Raw genomic sequence first — 14,668 nt, 5'->3', positions numbered from 1 at the left:
TATCGTGAATTCGCTTGATCTAAACAAGCTGCTAAGATACTTTAAATGGTTGAATTGTTAAATTGTTGATTGCTGATTGTTGAGTGATTATAGTCCAAACATTAGGTTTTCTCAGTTGTCATCTTGACAGAAAGGAGGGATCTGAATTTGTTCTATCCTCGGAATTTCCCAGCCTTCTCTCTGAGCGAAATGACAAATTGAGCTGTTAGGTTTGTTGCATAGGTATAGCTCTTTTCATTTTAGATTTTTTGCTGATATCGATACTTCTCTATTAGTGGTATACCAAAACAACAATCAGCAATCGACAATTAACAATCAATACCTACCTTTGCACTTTGAAGCAAAACAGAACGACATGGAAAAATACGACCTGCTGGATGTGCCGCACCTGATCTACGTGATGGATCCGATGTGCTCCTGGTGCTATGGATTTGCGCCGGTGCTGCACCAGCTCAAAACAGAACAGGAAGGCAAACTCAATTTCAAGCTGGTGCTGGGTGGCTTGCGCCCGGGTACAACCGAGCCGATGGGTGACGAGATGAAAGCCGCAGTGAAACAGCATTGGCAGGAAGTAGAGAAAGCGACTGAACAGGCTTTTGACTTTGGCTTTTTTGAGCGTGACAGCTTTGTGTACGATACGGAGCCAGCTTGCCGCGCTGTGGTGACCATGCGCTACCTGCAACCTGAGAAGGAGCTGGAAATGGCCGAAGAAGTGCAACGCGCTTTTTATGCCCGCAACAATGATGTGACCAAGGCGGAGGTACTGGCCGAGATCGCTTTAGGACTAGGTATAGCGGAAGATACTTTTCTTGAGAAATTTCACTCCGATGAAATGAAAGAGAAGACACTACAGGATTTCCAGATCACCCGACACCTGCAAGCCAACGCCTTTCCAAGTTTATACCTGCTCGTCGGGCACAATTTGAGTCTCTTGAGTCGAGGCTATCGCCTGTACGATGCTTTAAATGCCAAGCTCGAAGAGGCACTAAAAGGGGCTCAACCTAAATAGCGATAAAATACCATCGTAACGGACCGGCACTAAATGTCGGTCCGTTTTTTTATACCTATCAGGCAATTTACGTACAAAACTAAGTCTGTCTCCACATAATTCGCAGGACTTGAAAACCGCTGTCTGCCATCTCACCAAAAGGCAACTCCCTCTAAACCAACTGGTACTGGGAGCTTCTATCCGGCGGCCTATCTTTAAGCTGATCCAAGCCGACTATCCCGATTTTACTGATGAGGCTTATGTGGCGGTGGGGAATCTGAATAAGTACCGCAAACTGTATCTGGAACAATTACTGGAAAAAGAGTTAGGAGAGATCTCGGAGCTTGAAAAAGAAGTACTGGAAAGTATTCAGGAGAACGAGCTGCTATCTACTAACATCGAGGAGGAAATACTGGAGAATCTACCTATTGGGGACCGCATGGCGGACAGAATAGCTTCTTTCGGTGGCAGCTGGACGTTCATCATAGCTTTCTTCGGATTCATTTTGCTCTGGATGATGGTGAACGTTTACCTGCTGGCTACACGTCCCTTTGATCCATATCCTTTCATTTTGCTCAACCTGATCTTGTCTTGCCTGGCAGCGATACAGGCACCGATCATCATGATGTCGCAGAACCGAAAAGAGGCGAAAGACCGGCAGCGCTCCGAGTACGATTACAAAGTCAATCTAAAGGCTGAGTTGGAGATACGCCTGTTGCATGAAAAAATCGATCACCTGATTGTGCACCAGAACCAGCGCCTGCTGGAAATTCAACAGATCCAGGTCGATCTGATGGAGGACATCCTCAATCGCTCCAGAAAGTAAAATTAAGTTAGCGTATTGCTGATCACCTTTGACAAAGGATCAACCCCATTCCACAATCCATGACTCCCGACAGGTATAAACCGGGCGAAGAGCTCTTCGCTATACCACTTCTCAGATCTTGTGCGCTTGATGACTTCTTTGTGCAGATCCCCTTTGTAGGCATAGGTTTTCATATCTTCCATCGACTCCCAAACACTGAAAGTAGCTTGCCGGATTAGGGGCAACTCGCCTAGTCCAATGGAGCAGATGAGCCCCTTGGCATCTTCCAGCGCCTTGCTCACTTTAGGGGTAAAACGCCAGAATTGTGGCAGTGCCCGCCAATTGATCGAGGCTCGGGTGAGTACCGCTACAGGCCCATCATGTTGCTTTTCGGACAGTTGTGGCGTAAAGGGCTGCACGCCGTCCCATAGGCCATGCGCCTGTGTAGGTAGAAGTTTTACCGTCCAGATCTCAGATGCGTGCAAGCGGTACTCCAGCATCAATTCAGAGCGCTCCAGAAACTCATCGGCTGCTTCTTCGCTCTCCCAGGTACACATCAAGCCATACCTTCTGAAGTTCGGTTTGATGCTAAAACCCTTTCCATGGCCGCTGCCCAGTAATTTGTGAAACAATAGACCGGGTATTTGATTAAGTTCGGTGCCTTTGGTGCCCATTTGAGCCAAACCCCAACGGATATGGCCTTTCCGAAAACCGAAAAGCGTCAGGGTGGTTAGTCGATCAGACTTGGTGCTAATTTGTCGCAAGGGATTCGGTATTAAATGGTAAGTATAAATGCAATTTACAAAACGAATAAACCAAAAACACCTGCCGAACGGAAATGTTTGGCAGGTGTCTCAGGAAATTTTTTGAGCTATACCTACAGGTTCATTTTGTCATGGTCGCCCGTCTTATAACGCTCCCCCGTAATAGCTGCTTTCGCCATACCAATGAGGTGCACCACAGCACTATTAGGTGAGTCCCAATACTCCGCTTTGTCGATGGTTACTTTGATCAGGCCAATATTCGGATCGTCTTTACCCTCCGGGAACCAAGCTTTCATGGCTGGGGTCCAAAGCTCGTCGATCTTTGCCTTGTCTTTGGTGAGTGTGGCTTTGCCTGAAACCGACACATACAGATTATCCGATGGCTTGGCATAACTCAGGTTCACGTGTGAGTCGTTCTTGATCTCGTGCGACTTACCTGACTCGTAACCTGTGAAGAACCAGATAGCCCCATCGTCCTTGATTTGCTGGTTACGCATCGGGCGACTACGGATGCTGCCGTCCTCGTCCATCGTCGACATCATGGCAGTGTCGACGTCCTTTATTTTGTCTATCAGTGTCTGCAGTTTTTCAGTTCTGTCGTTGTTCATAGTTTTTAGGTTGTATGTGTTTAAGTGGTACGGGCTAATGCGCTAAAGTGTTTATGCCCGTTTTGGCTATACCTTTACAACCGAAGCAAGTATAAGATGTTTATATTGCAACCGAACAAAACCCCGAGCCCTTGAACTACCTTGCCCATATTTTCCTCTCAGGCGACGACGAAGCGCTTTTGCTGGGCAATTTTATTGCCGATGCTGTGAAGGGAAAACAACTGGAGCTATACCCGGCCGGTATAGCCCGCGGCATCAAATTGCACCGCCTCATCGATACCTATACCGATACCCATCCGATTGTTAGCGAGACCAAAGCCCGTCTGCGGCCACACTTTCGCAAATATGCTCCGGTGGTGGCAGACCTGTACTTCGACCACTTTTTGGCCAGTCGTTTTGATGAATTCTCCAATGAACCTTTGGAGCCGTATACCACCCGCATCTATACCTTGATCAACCAGCACCTGTCTAATCTGCCTGAGCGTGTCCAGTATTTTTTCCCATACATGATGCGGCAGAACTGGCTTCTGTCTTATGCCGAGGTGTCAGGTATAACACAGGCTTTGGGTGGCCTGAGTCGACGGACTTCGTTCGAGTCAGGTATGGAGAGGGCAGGAGAGGAATTGCTGAAGAACTATACCCTGTATAGGGAGGATTTCTCACTATTCTTCCCGGAGCTGATCGCTTATGTAGAGGAAGTACTGCCGGAATTGAAGTAAGGTATAGCCTGAGAATAGACAAAAAAAAGGAGCCGCTATACCTGCGACTCCTTTTCTGTAAATTGTGATTGGTTCTTAGTGGTGATGCACACCGCCTTCGCCATGCACGTGACCGTGGTCGAGTTCTTCAGACGTAGCCTCACGCACTTTCTCAACCTTCCCTTTAAAGAACAGCTCTTTGCCAGCCAGCGGGTGGTTGAAGTCCATTACCACTACATTGTCTTTCAGTTCAGCCACACGGCCCTGCAGCTGATTGCCTTCGCTGTCCGCCATCGGGATGAAGTTGCCAACTTCCAGCATGTTTTCAGGTATACCACCTTCCACTTCAAACACGCTCATCGGCAGTTCTACCACCGCATTCTGATCAAACTCACCGTAACCGGCATTTGAGTCTAGTTTAAAGTCAAAGTCGTCACCAGCGCTCTTGCCGTCAAGGTTCTCTTCGAACTGATCTGGCAGGCCGCTCATGCCGTATATGAACACCATTGGATTCTCTGTATTGGCAGTTTCAACGAGGGTTTGCTCACCGTTTTCGTTCTGGATACGAAGCTCGTAAGAGAGCGTCACCACTCTGTTTTTCTCAATTTTCATAATTGTGTGTTTTGGTTTGGTATCAGAAAGGTAGAAAGATTAACCGGAGAAGCATAGCCGACCCGGTATTATTTGAATAACCCTCTGATGATGAAAAAATAAAATCTAAACTTATACCTACGCTAAGGCATGCTCTCAGTTAGCTCCCAGGCGCTTTTATAGGCACCTATACTCTCCACATAAGCGATCAATTCTGCAAAAAAAGGATTGGTCGAAAGCGTGGCGCTGTCGCCTACGATGATCAGCTTGCGGCGGGCACGGGTCATGGCCACGTTCATGCGTCTTTCGTCCGCCAAGAAACCGATCTCGCCGCGTTCGTTGCTGCGCACCAGGCTCATGCAGATAATATCGCGCTCCTGCCCCTGAAAACTGTCCACGGTACCGATGCTCAACTGACGCTTCTGGTGCAGCTCGTGCAAACGTGGTGTGTGCTCCACTTTATCTTGCAGGTAATTGATCTGGGCGCGATAAGGCGCAATCACCCCGATCTTCAGCGGCGCTACTTCTTCCTCCTCGTCGTAGTTCTTCAGGAGGTTCGACAGATGGTTGATCAATAGGTCCCCCTCTTCCGGGTTGGCAGAGCTTTGCGTCTCGGGCATCTCTGCCTCGTTATACCCGCAACCTGCCGTATCGATAAACTCCACGGCCATGTCAGGCGCAAAGATGGTGCTATACCCGTGCAGCTCGGCACTGTGCACGCTCTCGTGCGCCACCAGTTCCCCACCATAAAATTGCTGGTTCGAGAACTGCATGATGTGGTGGTGCATGCGGTACTGTGTTTTCAGCATTACCGACACCTCCGGTTGACGATTAATACACTTTTCAAACAGCGTCACGCTCAAACCGCCTTTGTCCGCTTCCAGCGACTTGATAGTAGGAGGCAACTGGCAATGGTCACCGGCCAGCACCACACGGTTCGTGCGGCTGATGGGGATCCAGCAAGCAGGCTCAAGAGCCTGCGCCGCTTCATCAATGAACACCGTGTCGTAGGTCAGGTGACGTATGGCTTTGTTGGCGGCACCCACCAATGTACAGGTGATCACCTGCACATTGTCCAGCAAGTCATCGGTGATATAATGCTCCACATTATCTGCCTCGTCGAGAAGGCGGTGACTTTCGGATTTGTACAGCTGGCGTTGCGCCCGCTCCTGATGGCCAAACTTGCGCTTGAACTGGTAGGCCATGCGCTTGTACTCCTCGGCCGTCTTGCGCAGATTCTTGAGGTCTTTGTAGGCACGGTGCGCCATCACCTGTGCATCCAAAGTATGCTCCAAGAGTACATCCGACACACGCGACGGATTACCGATGCGGATCACGTTCACGCCTTCATTGGCAAGTTTCTCAGTGAGCAAGTCAACGGCCGTATTGGAAGGAGCCGTCACGAGCAGGCGCTTCTGCGATTTCAAGGTATGGAGGATGGCCTGCACCAGTGTGGTGGTTTTGCCGGTACCCGGAGGTCCGTGGATAATCGCCACATCCCTGGCCTGCGCAATTTTCTGCACAGCCTCGTTCTGTGACTCGTTCAGCACCTGAATCTCCTCCAGTTTCTCGTCCGTGAAAGCGGCGGGCTTTATACCGAGCATGATGTCGCGAAGTTCGGCCAGACGCGTCCCATTGGCTTCCTGCACCTTTTTCAGGGCGATCTCCATTTCGCGGTAGCTGATCTCATCGAAGGTCAGCTCAATGCCCATACGCCCTGTTCCCACCCAGTCAGGCAGATCCTCTTTGTTGGTCGCCAGGATCACTTTATTGCGCTTGACACCCAGCACCACGCCGCTCAGGCTGGATTTATCGCCGTTGTTGATGAAAAGTGAGGCTGTTTTGCCGGGCTGGAAAAGGTGCAGCTGATCACGGTCGGAGGTACGCTCCAATTCGATCACTACTTTGTTGCCGAAACCGATCTCTTCTTTTGAGATGAACACCGGATACCAGCAAAGGCCCATTTCCTTGCGCTCCGTGATCGTGCTCTTCAGTGCCTTCAGCTTGTATTGCTGCCGGTCTTCTTCCTGTTCTATTTTCAGCAAGTCCTTTACCTGCCGTAGTTCTTCAAAAATATCGATCATTCTTATCTAAAAAAGAAAGGCTGGGTACGAAGCGCCAGCCTTTTCCGTAGCTTTTGTCTTATTTGTGTATACCTGTGAGGGCATCAGTTTATAACAAAAAGCGCATGCTAAATAATTCCGCTGCTAAAGGATGTTTCTTATACCAGTGGCAGCTATACGGCCTTAAGCCTTCTTCCGTTTTTTAGGCGTCTTCCTGGTGCTGAGCCTGATCTGCAGGAACACCGCATAAAGGAACATAATGAAAGCAGCACCACCCAATATGGCGATCACGCGGTCTTTGCCGTAGCGCACCTCGTCGGTGGCTTTCAGTTGCTCTTTCAGGTCCAAAATGGCACGTTCGCGCTTTTTGGCCTGACTCTCAAGGGTGCTGATCTGCCCTTTGAGGTCGGAGATCTGGTTGTTGATCAGGCGCTCGTCCTGTTGGATCATTTTACCGGCTCGCTGACTCTCCACGGTGCTCTCGGCGATCTTGCGCACGCTGGCCTCCTTCACGGCCGCGATCAGTTCCGAGTCCTTACGGATGATCTCTTTAAGCGTATCTATTATATTGAGGAGGTCTTTCTTTGATTGCTTGCCCCAGAAGTTGCTGTTCTGTTGACTGTAGTACTGGTACTCCAGAATCAGCTGTTCACGCTCGCCCATGAGGCGACTCAGTTTGTCTTCTTGCGGTGGAGCTTGTTCCTGTGCCTGCGCGCCCACAAACCAAAGGCAGCAAATACAAATAGCCAGTAGTTTCTTCATCATCATAAAAAGGAATGCTTTACTCTATCACGCAAATATGGCCATCCTTATTGGATTCGGCACAAATTATTTTCCGTTTGGCCTGTAAAAATAGAGGATCAGCACGGGCAGAAGCAAGAGGTCGGCCACCACGGCAAACACCAGCGTGAGACTCACGAATACCCCCACGTAAAAGGTCGCGTCGAAGGAAGACAGCACCAGTGTCAGGAAACCGGCCACCAGAATGCAGGAGGTGATGATGATCGCCTTGCCTGCCGAGATAATGGTTGTTTTGATGGCGTAGGGCAGCGACTTGCCTTTGCGCAGTTCTACTTTGAGTTTGCCGAGGAAGTGGATCGTGTCGTCCACGGCAATGCCGAAAGCGATGGTGAAGATGATCGAAACCGATACGGTCATGTTGATGCCCAAAAAGCCCATGATGCCCCCGATCATCAGCAGAGGAATGATATTCGGAACAAGCGAGATTACTACCATGCGGAGTGAGCGGAAAATCAGGCCCACCAGCAGCGCCACCACCAAAAAGGCGATCAGCAAGCCTTGTAGCATGTTACTCACTACGTAATCATTGTTTTTGTCGAGCATGACGGCACTGCCCGTAATGCGGGTCTGAAGTAGCTCCGGGTTGATGTGCTGGTCAATAAACGCCTCCAATGAATCATTCAACTCAGCGGCCCTCACACTGCCTACGTCGGTCATTTTGCCAGCCAACCGGCCTTCCTGCTGGTCAGTTGTCACGACTGCCCGCAGTTCGCTTCGTTTACTGAATGCCGTCAGTCGCTGTTGTACCTGTTGCATCTCCCGTTCATTGGCGGGCAAGGTATAGTAATCCGGCAGGCCGCCATTCTGTGCGCGATGGATGGCACGCACAACGGTGGCAGGCGAAGTAATAAAGTTAAGGCCGTAGGTCTGGTAGAGGTATGTTTCCAGTTGATCGACTTCCTGCAACACTTCCAGGTCGTACATGCTTTTGTCGGGACCAGCGATCAGGTGCAGCTCAAAAGGGCGCACGCCAGAGAATTTCTCTTCAAAGTACTGAAAATCCTTGATGATCGGGTCATCATCGCCGAGATCTTCAAGCAAAGTCGTATCTACTTTGATCATACTAATGCCGATCAGGGAAACCAGCACAACGCCCATGGTGGTATAGAGAATAGGGTATGGCCTGCGCAAAACAAAGGTATAGACACGCCGCAAAAGCATGGGCCAGGACAGGTCGATGCGCCGCGCCCGACGTGGATTGGGCTTTTTGTTGAGGAGAAGAATAGCCGGCAGCATTGTAAAGGCCAGCACAAAGGCCAGGGCTATACCTACTGCAGTGTAAACGCCAAACTCACGAATGGGCACGATGGAAGTGGTCAGCAAGGTCAGGAAGCCAACGGAGGTGGTGAGCGAGGTCAGGAGGGTGGCCATACCTACTTCTTTGATCGTGACCCGCAGCGCCTGTATTTTGGTAACGCCCTGACCAATTTCGGTGATGTAGCGTGACATGATGTGAATCACGTCGGACATACCTACCACAAACATGATGGTCGGCAACAGCACCGTCATCACATCGATCGGTTTGTTGAATACTCCCATCACCCCGAGGCTCCAGAGAACGGAAAGAAGTACCACTACCAATGGCACCAACACACCCCAAACCGATCGGAATGCGATCCATAGAAACAGGATGACCAGGAGGATAGAGGCTGACATGAAAATGGCCAACTCGATTTTCATCTTCTCAATGAAGACCGACTGCGCCAGCACTTTGCCCGCTACATGGTGCTCCTGCAAACCCAATCGCTCTATTTCCCCATACATGGCGGCTATCAGCGAATCGCCGGGTTCCTTGGCCAGATTGTCGCTGGTCTGGATGAAAAGGGAAACGGCCGTGGCGTCCTCTGAAAAAAGCGTGCCCACCAGTTCCCGGCTCTGGTAAATCAGCAAAGAGTCTTGAGTATAGCGCTCGGGTTCGTCGGGATGCAGGTAGGGAATCTCAAAATAGCCGAACTGTTCGATGATCGGACTTTTGACGTTAGTAGGAGAGAGCACGGATTCCACATGCGGCTGTCGCTGCATAAAGCGGGTCAGGGTATCGACTTTTTGCAGGAATTGCTGATCGAACAAGCTTCCACTATTATCGAGGCCAATTAGCAAATAATCGTTGTCGTTGCCGAACTTGTCGCGGTAGCTGAAATAGTAAGCCAGATCCGGGTCGCCCTTCGGGAAGAAATTGTCGAAGTTGTAATCGAAACGCAAACGGGAAGCGTAGAAGACGCTGAGTACCGTCAGGATGGCGATGACGGTAAGAACTAGTAAACTGCTGGTTTTGTGGCTCAAAGGATTAAAAAATGATGATGATCATTTTGGTGATTAGGTAGAACGTGTATATTTACTCACTCAACAACAAAGGGTTGATTTCTGTTTAAACAATCGATAAAGCAAGAGATATGAAAAGATTAGTTCTGGCGCTCGCACTGGCAGGATTTGTAGGTGCCGGCGTAGCCACCCCAGCCCTCGCCTGTGAAGGCGGCAAGTGCAAGATGGAGCATTCGGACAAAAACGGCAAAACAAAGAAAGCCAAGAAAGGTGAAAAAGCGGAGGCTTGTCATATGACTACAGCCGCATCGGCTGATGCAAAAGAGGGTAAGGCCACTGCCGCCGCGCCTATGTCGTGCTGCGCGAAGAAGGATGCGCCTAAAGCTGAGGCTGCTAAAGAAACCAAGGAACAGCGCTAGGCTCGTTGGATATTCTAAAAGGGGACTTGCTGATGATTCAGTGAGTCACTTTTTTAGTTTAGGTATAGATCGGGCATGATACAGATATTTCACGATCTGTTCCTAAGAGAATCCAACACTTATTGCCCTCGCTCGCGTCCCGCGAGTGTGCGTTATTTAGTGGCGTCCCGCCACTTGTGCCTAGAGGCACATACAGTAGCGGCCAGAGTCCGCCAGATAGCTCACACTCGCGGCACGCGAGCGAGGGCGGCAGAATATCATGTGCACGATTCGGACAGGTCGCGACCTGTCCCTACATTCTACCTTACTTCACTAACCCTACCCGGAATTTTCTGCCTTTGATCTTTCCAGTCGAAAGCGCCTCTACAATCTCCTGTGCACGATCGGCAGGTATAGCCACATAGCTGGCTTTGTCCTGCACCTCTATGCGACCGATTTGGTCAGCTTTGAGTCCGGCGGCGGCAATCAGAGCACCCACAATATCGCGTGGGCTTAGCTTGTCTTTTCTACCTGCATTGATATGAAGGGTGGCAAAGGCTTCGGTGGATTCCGGTTCAGCTTTCTCAACGCGTGCAGTGAGTTCAGCGGTATTCAGCCATTCATCCATGCGCACCAGGCCCCAGTCACGCAGCTTTTGCTCGTCGCGGGTGGTGGCGAAGGTATAGACCTCGCCGCCTCGACCGGCACGGCCAGTGCGTCCGCTGCGGTGCAGGTAGGCGGCTTCGTCGTCTGGCAGTTCGTAGTGGATGATGTTTTTGAGCGCGGCAATATCGAGTCCGCGGGCTGCGAGGTCGGTGGCGACCAGTACCTGCGTAGTCCCATTGCGGAAAAGCGTCATGGCCTTGTCGCGGTCCTGCTGCTCCATGCCGCCGTGCAGGGAACGGGCTCCAAAGCCGTGCCTGGCCAGCATGGCCGCCACATCGTCGGAGGCACCACGCGTGTTGCAAAACACGACCGTACCTGCCGGGTTTATGCTTTGTAACAGATGCAGCAAGGCTTGCTGCTTGTCCGGTTGTGTAACTTTTATACCTGTTAGCCGCACCTGATCAGGTATAGCGTTTGGCGACACCTGCACAAACTGCGGGTTCTTGAGCGAGTCCGTAATCAGTGTCTTTACCTCCTCGGGCATGGTGGCCGAGAAAAGGACTGCCTGTCGTTTCTTAGGTATAGCCTCCAGTATCTGATCAATTTCATCAGCAAATCCCATTTCCAGGAGCTTATCGGCTTCGTCGAGCACCAGCATGCGAACCTGACCAAAATCAACGGTCTGGCGGTAGAGGTGATCCGTTAAGCGACCGGGTGTACCCACCAGTACCTGGGGCGGAAAAGCCAGCGAGGCCCGCTCCTGAGAAAAAGAATGTCCGCCGTAAAAAGCGCTGATCTTAAGGTTATCAATCTTCTGAGCGAGTTGCTTTAGTTCATGACGTACCTGTACAGCCAGCTCGCGGGTGGGCACCAGCACAAGCGCTTGAATTACCTGCTTGTTTGTATCGATCTGCTGCAAAAGCGGCAAACCGAAAGCTGCTGTTTTTCCGCTGCCTGTCTCGGCCTGTCCGGCTACGTCCTGCCCTTTGAGAAGCGGGGGTATTGCGGCAAGTTGTATGGGAGTAGGAGTGTGAAATTCTAACTCAGCAAGGCGCTCTAACAGCGCAGGGGAGAGTCCCAGTTGATCAAAAGAAGCCATAGGCATGCGTACGTGAAGCGCAAAGGTACGGATTCCAATATATCCCATCTCCTATTTTTTCAGTAAGAAGATTATGGCAAACGATTACAAAAGGATAAAGAAGCTGACGTATTGGTTACTTTTTCTAGTGCTACTGGTCTATGTGCTGGTGGAGGCACGGGAGTTTCTATATCCTTTGGTAATGGCCTTGCTGTTTGCCTACTTGCTATACCCAGTCGTGAAGCAATTGGAAAAATGGGGCATTCCCCGGCTGCTGGCCAACTTTGCGACCATTATTACTGCCATGGCCCTTTTTGCCGGGCTGATGGTACTACTCTACAAGCAGCTCTCGGTATTCCTGACAGATTTTCCAGAATTGAAAGAAAAGGCCCTGCTCAACATCGATCAGTTGCAAGCGCATATTGACCGGAAGTTTGGCGATGACAACCAGTCCAACGAGCGCTGGCTTCGCCTGCAGGTGAACAATGCGCTTGACCTGAGTGGTTCAGCCATTGCTGAGATATTGCTGGCTACTACTAGTACCATTACTAAGTTTGCCCTGATGCCGGTATATATTTTCCTAATGCTTTACTACCGAAATAAATTCGAGAGCTTTTTGTTGAAAGCATTGCCTTCGCATCGACACGGAAAGGTCAAGGTGATGATCGATGAGGTATCAGATGTAACAAAGCACTATATGGGAGGAGTAGTGATCGTTATCCTGATCCTCTGCGTTATCAATTCGACCGGTCTGCTCATTATCGGTGTGGAGTATGCCATCCTGTTGGGGATCGTGTCTGCCTTCATCAACTTCATCCCTTATTTTGGCACGCTGATCGGTGGCGCCATTCCGCTGCTTTATACCTTGGTGGTGCAGGGAGATCCGCAGAAAACCCTTGCCGTACTTCTCTTCTTTCTGGCTGTGCAGTTCACAGAAAACAATATCCTCACACCCAATATCACGGGCAGCCGGGTGAACATCAATCCACTCTTCACGATCCTTAGTATTATTATAGGAGGTATGCTATGGGGGCTACCGGGTATGTTTGTGGCGGTGCCAATTGTAGGTATGTTCAAAATATACTTTGATCACACCCCCGAGCTGCAAGCCTTTTCGTTTTTGCTGGGAACAGATGGCACAGAAGAACATTCACTCACAATAGACAAAATTCTCCGTTTCCTGCATCTCAGGAAGTAAATACTGACTGCTTTAGTGCTTTAAAATAAGCAAAACAAAACAAGCTTCAGGAGGTTACTTTTGCAAGTACTCCTGTATTAATCTTTGAAGAGATTCAGGCATAATTTATGCTGCAGCGCATGCAACTCTTTACAGGTTTAGGGCATCTTCTCTATAGTCCTGTTATCCAACATCTTTTTAATTTAGCCAAGGTTTGTCTACCTCTATCATCACCACATTTTTCAAGCGCCGCATTGCACAGCCTGTGCTCAACCTGCTCCGTCAGGGTATGACGCCGCATAAGCTGGCTGTTACGGTTGCGCTCGGTTCTGTGGTAGGTATACTGCCTGCCCTGGGCGTTACGACGGTGATGGGAACTGCCCTTGCTGCCCGTTTCAGGCTAAACATCGCCGCCACGGTACTTGTAAGTTACCTGGTACACCCGTTGCAGCTGTTACTGATCATCCCATTTATCAAGATGGGCATTTTCATGTTTGGGCTGGATGAGCTGAAGCTGACGCTTGATGAGATGATAGCGATGTTCAAAATGGACTGGCTCGCTGCACTGAATAAACTTTGGATAGCCAACTTAGCAGCTGTATCAGCCTGGGCTATACTGGCTGTACCTTTGGGAGGGATGCTCTACCTGACGTTACTTCCCTTGCTTAAGCGGGTTATGCCCAAACCAACAACCACAGTCTTTGAGGTTCCTGAAGTTGTAGAAGCTGTACCAGAGCATCAGGCCTAGCTACTTGCGTACACGCGACGGTGGATAGCCAAAGTGCTTTCGGAATGCAGTCGTGAAATGGTTTGCATGGCTGTAACCTAATAATTCGGCCACTTGAGCCACGTTTTTCTCACCTGAAGTCAGTAAATCCAGCCCATGTACAAGTCTGAGCTCTTGCGCATAAGTAAACACACCTCTCCCAAACCGCTCCCGAAACACCTTCTTCAACTTGTATTCATTTGTTCCGAACATTTTGGCAAGCTGCTGCAAACTGGCTAACTCCATATAGTGCTGCTCCAGGTATAGCCGAATCTCTTCTGCCAGGGCCGTATCTTTTGACAATACCCTGGTTTCTCTCTCTTTCGTACTCTGCAAGTTTTCGAACTGCAAGGCCAACAGCTCCAGTACCTTTCCCTCCAAATATAGCTTTTGCACTGCACCCTCAAAAGGGCATTCCAAAATGCCTTTGATCGTCTGCAGCATATGGCTGGTGATGTTGCCATTATGTGCAGATGCCAGGATAGGAGATTGCCGCTCAATGCTGTTAAGCAAGAGATCAGAAAGCCGGAACTCTTCTGTGCAGATACTTTTAAAATATTCAGTTGAGAGACTTACATGTAGATTGTGCAGCAAGGTGCCTGTTGGGAAAAGGTGCGTGCCGCTTGAGTCGCAGGTAAAAAGTAAATTATGTTCCATTGGCTTCAGGCGGATAGGCTGTGGTAAGGCCTCAAACTCTGAGTAGATGCCACCACTCAACATGAAGTTCATACTGATGCCTGCTTCCAGTCGATCTGTCTGCAGTTCTAGTTCCTGGTCCAGTTGCCAGCAAAGCTGTGCTATATTGAAATGCTCAAAGTGAATGTACCGTTGCAGAAACTTGCCTAGCTGCGGATCCTGGACATGTTGAGATGCAGCAACCTGAGATGTATGCTGGCTGCCTGCAAGCTGGTTTTGGTACAGCAGCAGATCATTCAAATTGCTGTCAGTAATCTTTATCCGCATAGTCCGGAAAACTCTAACGCCCCTTCAATCATCGCATGATAATCCTTTTTTCGTAGATGCCGCTCCCTATTGCGTAGCTGGTAGTTAGCGTGAGTACTAT

At 49.8% G+C, this 14,668-nt stretch carries 14 protein-coding genes; 6 read left to right on the top strand and 8 right to left on the bottom strand.

Annotated features, from left to right (window positions below):
- The first annotated feature begins 355 nt into the window (after positions 1–355).
- Both BW972_RS09290 and BW972_RS09285 read left to right on the top strand, forming a co-directional pair.
- Positions 356–1,009 carry a DsbA family protein gene (locus BW972_RS09290; protein ID WP_200805472.1) on the top strand — a complete coding sequence of 218 codons (654 nt, stop codon included), beginning with the start codon at positions 356–358 and terminating at the stop codon, positions 1,007–1,009.
- A 109-nt stretch (positions 1,010–1,118) separates the two neighbouring features.
- The gene (locus tag BW972_RS09285) at positions 1,119–1,814 is read left to right on the top strand and encodes a DUF1003 domain-containing protein (RefSeq protein ID WP_076421888.1); all 696 of its coding nucleotides are present in this window, start codon (positions 1,119–1,121) and stop codon (positions 1,812–1,814) included.
- Between the two features lie 2 nt (positions 1,815–1,816).
- Here BW972_RS09285 and BW972_RS09280 read toward each other — a convergent pair whose 3' ends face one another.
- Together BW972_RS09280 and BW972_RS09275 are read right to left on the bottom strand one after the other, a co-directional pair.
- Positions 1,817–2,557, bottom strand: a complete 741-nt coding sequence (locus BW972_RS09280) for a spheroidene monooxygenase (RefSeq protein ID WP_076421887.1) — start codon at positions 2,555–2,557, stop codon at positions 1,817–1,819.
- A 113-nt stretch (positions 2,558–2,670) separates the two neighbouring features.
- Positions 2,671–3,165 (bottom strand): pyridoxamine 5'-phosphate oxidase family protein, encoded by a 495-nt coding sequence (locus BW972_RS09275; RefSeq protein ID WP_007658579.1) that lies wholly within the window; start codon positions 3,163–3,165, stop codon positions 2,671–2,673.
- Positions 3,166–3,296: 131 nt separating this feature from the next.
- Here BW972_RS09275 and BW972_RS09270 point away from each other — a divergent pair, with 131 nt between their 5' ends.
- A complete protein-coding gene (locus BW972_RS09270) occupies positions 3,297–3,884 on the top strand; it encodes an acyl carrier protein phosphodiesterase (RefSeq protein WP_076421886.1) in 588 nt (195 codons plus the stop codon).
- A gap of 75 nt (positions 3,885–3,959) precedes the next feature.
- On the opposite strand, the gene BW972_RS09265 is transcribed toward BW972_RS09270, so the two are convergent.
- The 4 genes from BW972_RS09265 to BW972_RS09250 all read right to left on the bottom strand — a co-directional run bounded on the left by BW972_RS09265 (position 3,960) and on the right by BW972_RS09250 (position 9,601).
- Positions 3,960–4,475, bottom strand: coding sequence for an FKBP-type peptidyl-prolyl cis-trans isomerase (locus tag BW972_RS09265; RefSeq protein ID WP_076421885.1), 516 nt, complete (start codon positions 4,473–4,475; stop codon positions 3,960–3,962).
- A gap of 122 nt (positions 4,476–4,597) precedes the next feature.
- Entirely contained in the window at positions 4,598–6,538 is a 1,941-nt protein-coding gene (locus BW972_RS09260; RefSeq protein ID WP_076421884.1) for an AAA domain-containing protein, read from the bottom strand.
- A 162-nt stretch (positions 6,539–6,700) separates the two neighbouring features.
- A complete protein-coding gene (locus BW972_RS09255) occupies positions 6,701–7,285 on the bottom strand; it encodes a hypothetical protein (protein WP_076421883.1) in 585 nt (194 codons plus the stop codon).
- 60 nt (positions 7,286–7,345) lie between these two features.
- Positions 7,346–9,601 (bottom strand): efflux RND transporter permease subunit, encoded by a 2,256-nt coding sequence (locus BW972_RS09250; protein ID WP_076421882.1) that lies wholly within the window; start codon positions 9,599–9,601, stop codon positions 7,346–7,348.
- A gap of 110 nt (positions 9,602–9,711) precedes the next feature.
- On the opposite strand from BW972_RS09250, the gene BW972_RS09245 reads away from it, so the two are divergent.
- On the top strand, positions 9,712–9,999 hold the full coding sequence (locus BW972_RS09245; protein WP_076421881.1) for a hypothetical protein: 288 nt from the start codon (positions 9,712–9,714) through the stop codon (positions 9,997–9,999).
- Between the two features lie 304 nt (positions 10,000–10,303).
- Here BW972_RS09245 and BW972_RS09240 read toward each other — a convergent pair whose 3' ends face one another.
- Positions 10,304–11,731 (bottom strand): DEAD/DEAH box helicase, encoded by a 1,428-nt coding sequence (locus BW972_RS09240; protein ID WP_007659428.1) that lies wholly within the window; start codon positions 11,729–11,731, stop codon positions 10,304–10,306.
- A gap of 25 nt (positions 11,732–11,756) precedes the next feature.
- On the opposite strand from BW972_RS09240, the gene BW972_RS09235 reads away from it, so the two are divergent.
- Together BW972_RS09235 and BW972_RS09230 are read left to right on the top strand one after the other, a co-directional pair.
- Complete coding sequence (locus tag BW972_RS09235) at positions 11,757–12,860, top strand: AI-2E family transporter (protein ID WP_076421880.1); 1,104 nt, start codon at positions 11,757–11,759, stop codon at positions 12,858–12,860.
- Between the two features lie 193 nt (positions 12,861–13,053).
- Positions 13,054–13,587 (top strand): DUF2062 domain-containing protein, encoded by a 534-nt coding sequence (locus BW972_RS09230; protein ID WP_076421879.1) that lies wholly within the window; start codon positions 13,054–13,056, stop codon positions 13,585–13,587.
- On the opposite strand, the gene BW972_RS09225 is transcribed toward BW972_RS09230, so the two are convergent.
- Positions 13,588–14,568 (bottom strand): helix-turn-helix transcriptional regulator, encoded by a 981-nt coding sequence (locus BW972_RS09225; RefSeq protein WP_076421878.1) that lies wholly within the window; start codon positions 14,566–14,568, stop codon positions 13,588–13,590.
- Positions 14,569–14,668: the final 100 nt, after the last annotated feature.

It is taken from the genome of Pontibacter lucknowensis, assembly GCF_900156415.1.
Classification (GTDB): Bacteria; Bacteroidota; Bacteroidia; order Cytophagales; family Hymenobacteraceae; genus Pontibacter; species Pontibacter lucknowensis.
Note: the sequence above shows the minus strand (reverse complement) of the source record. Positions and strands in the feature narration are given on the sequence as shown.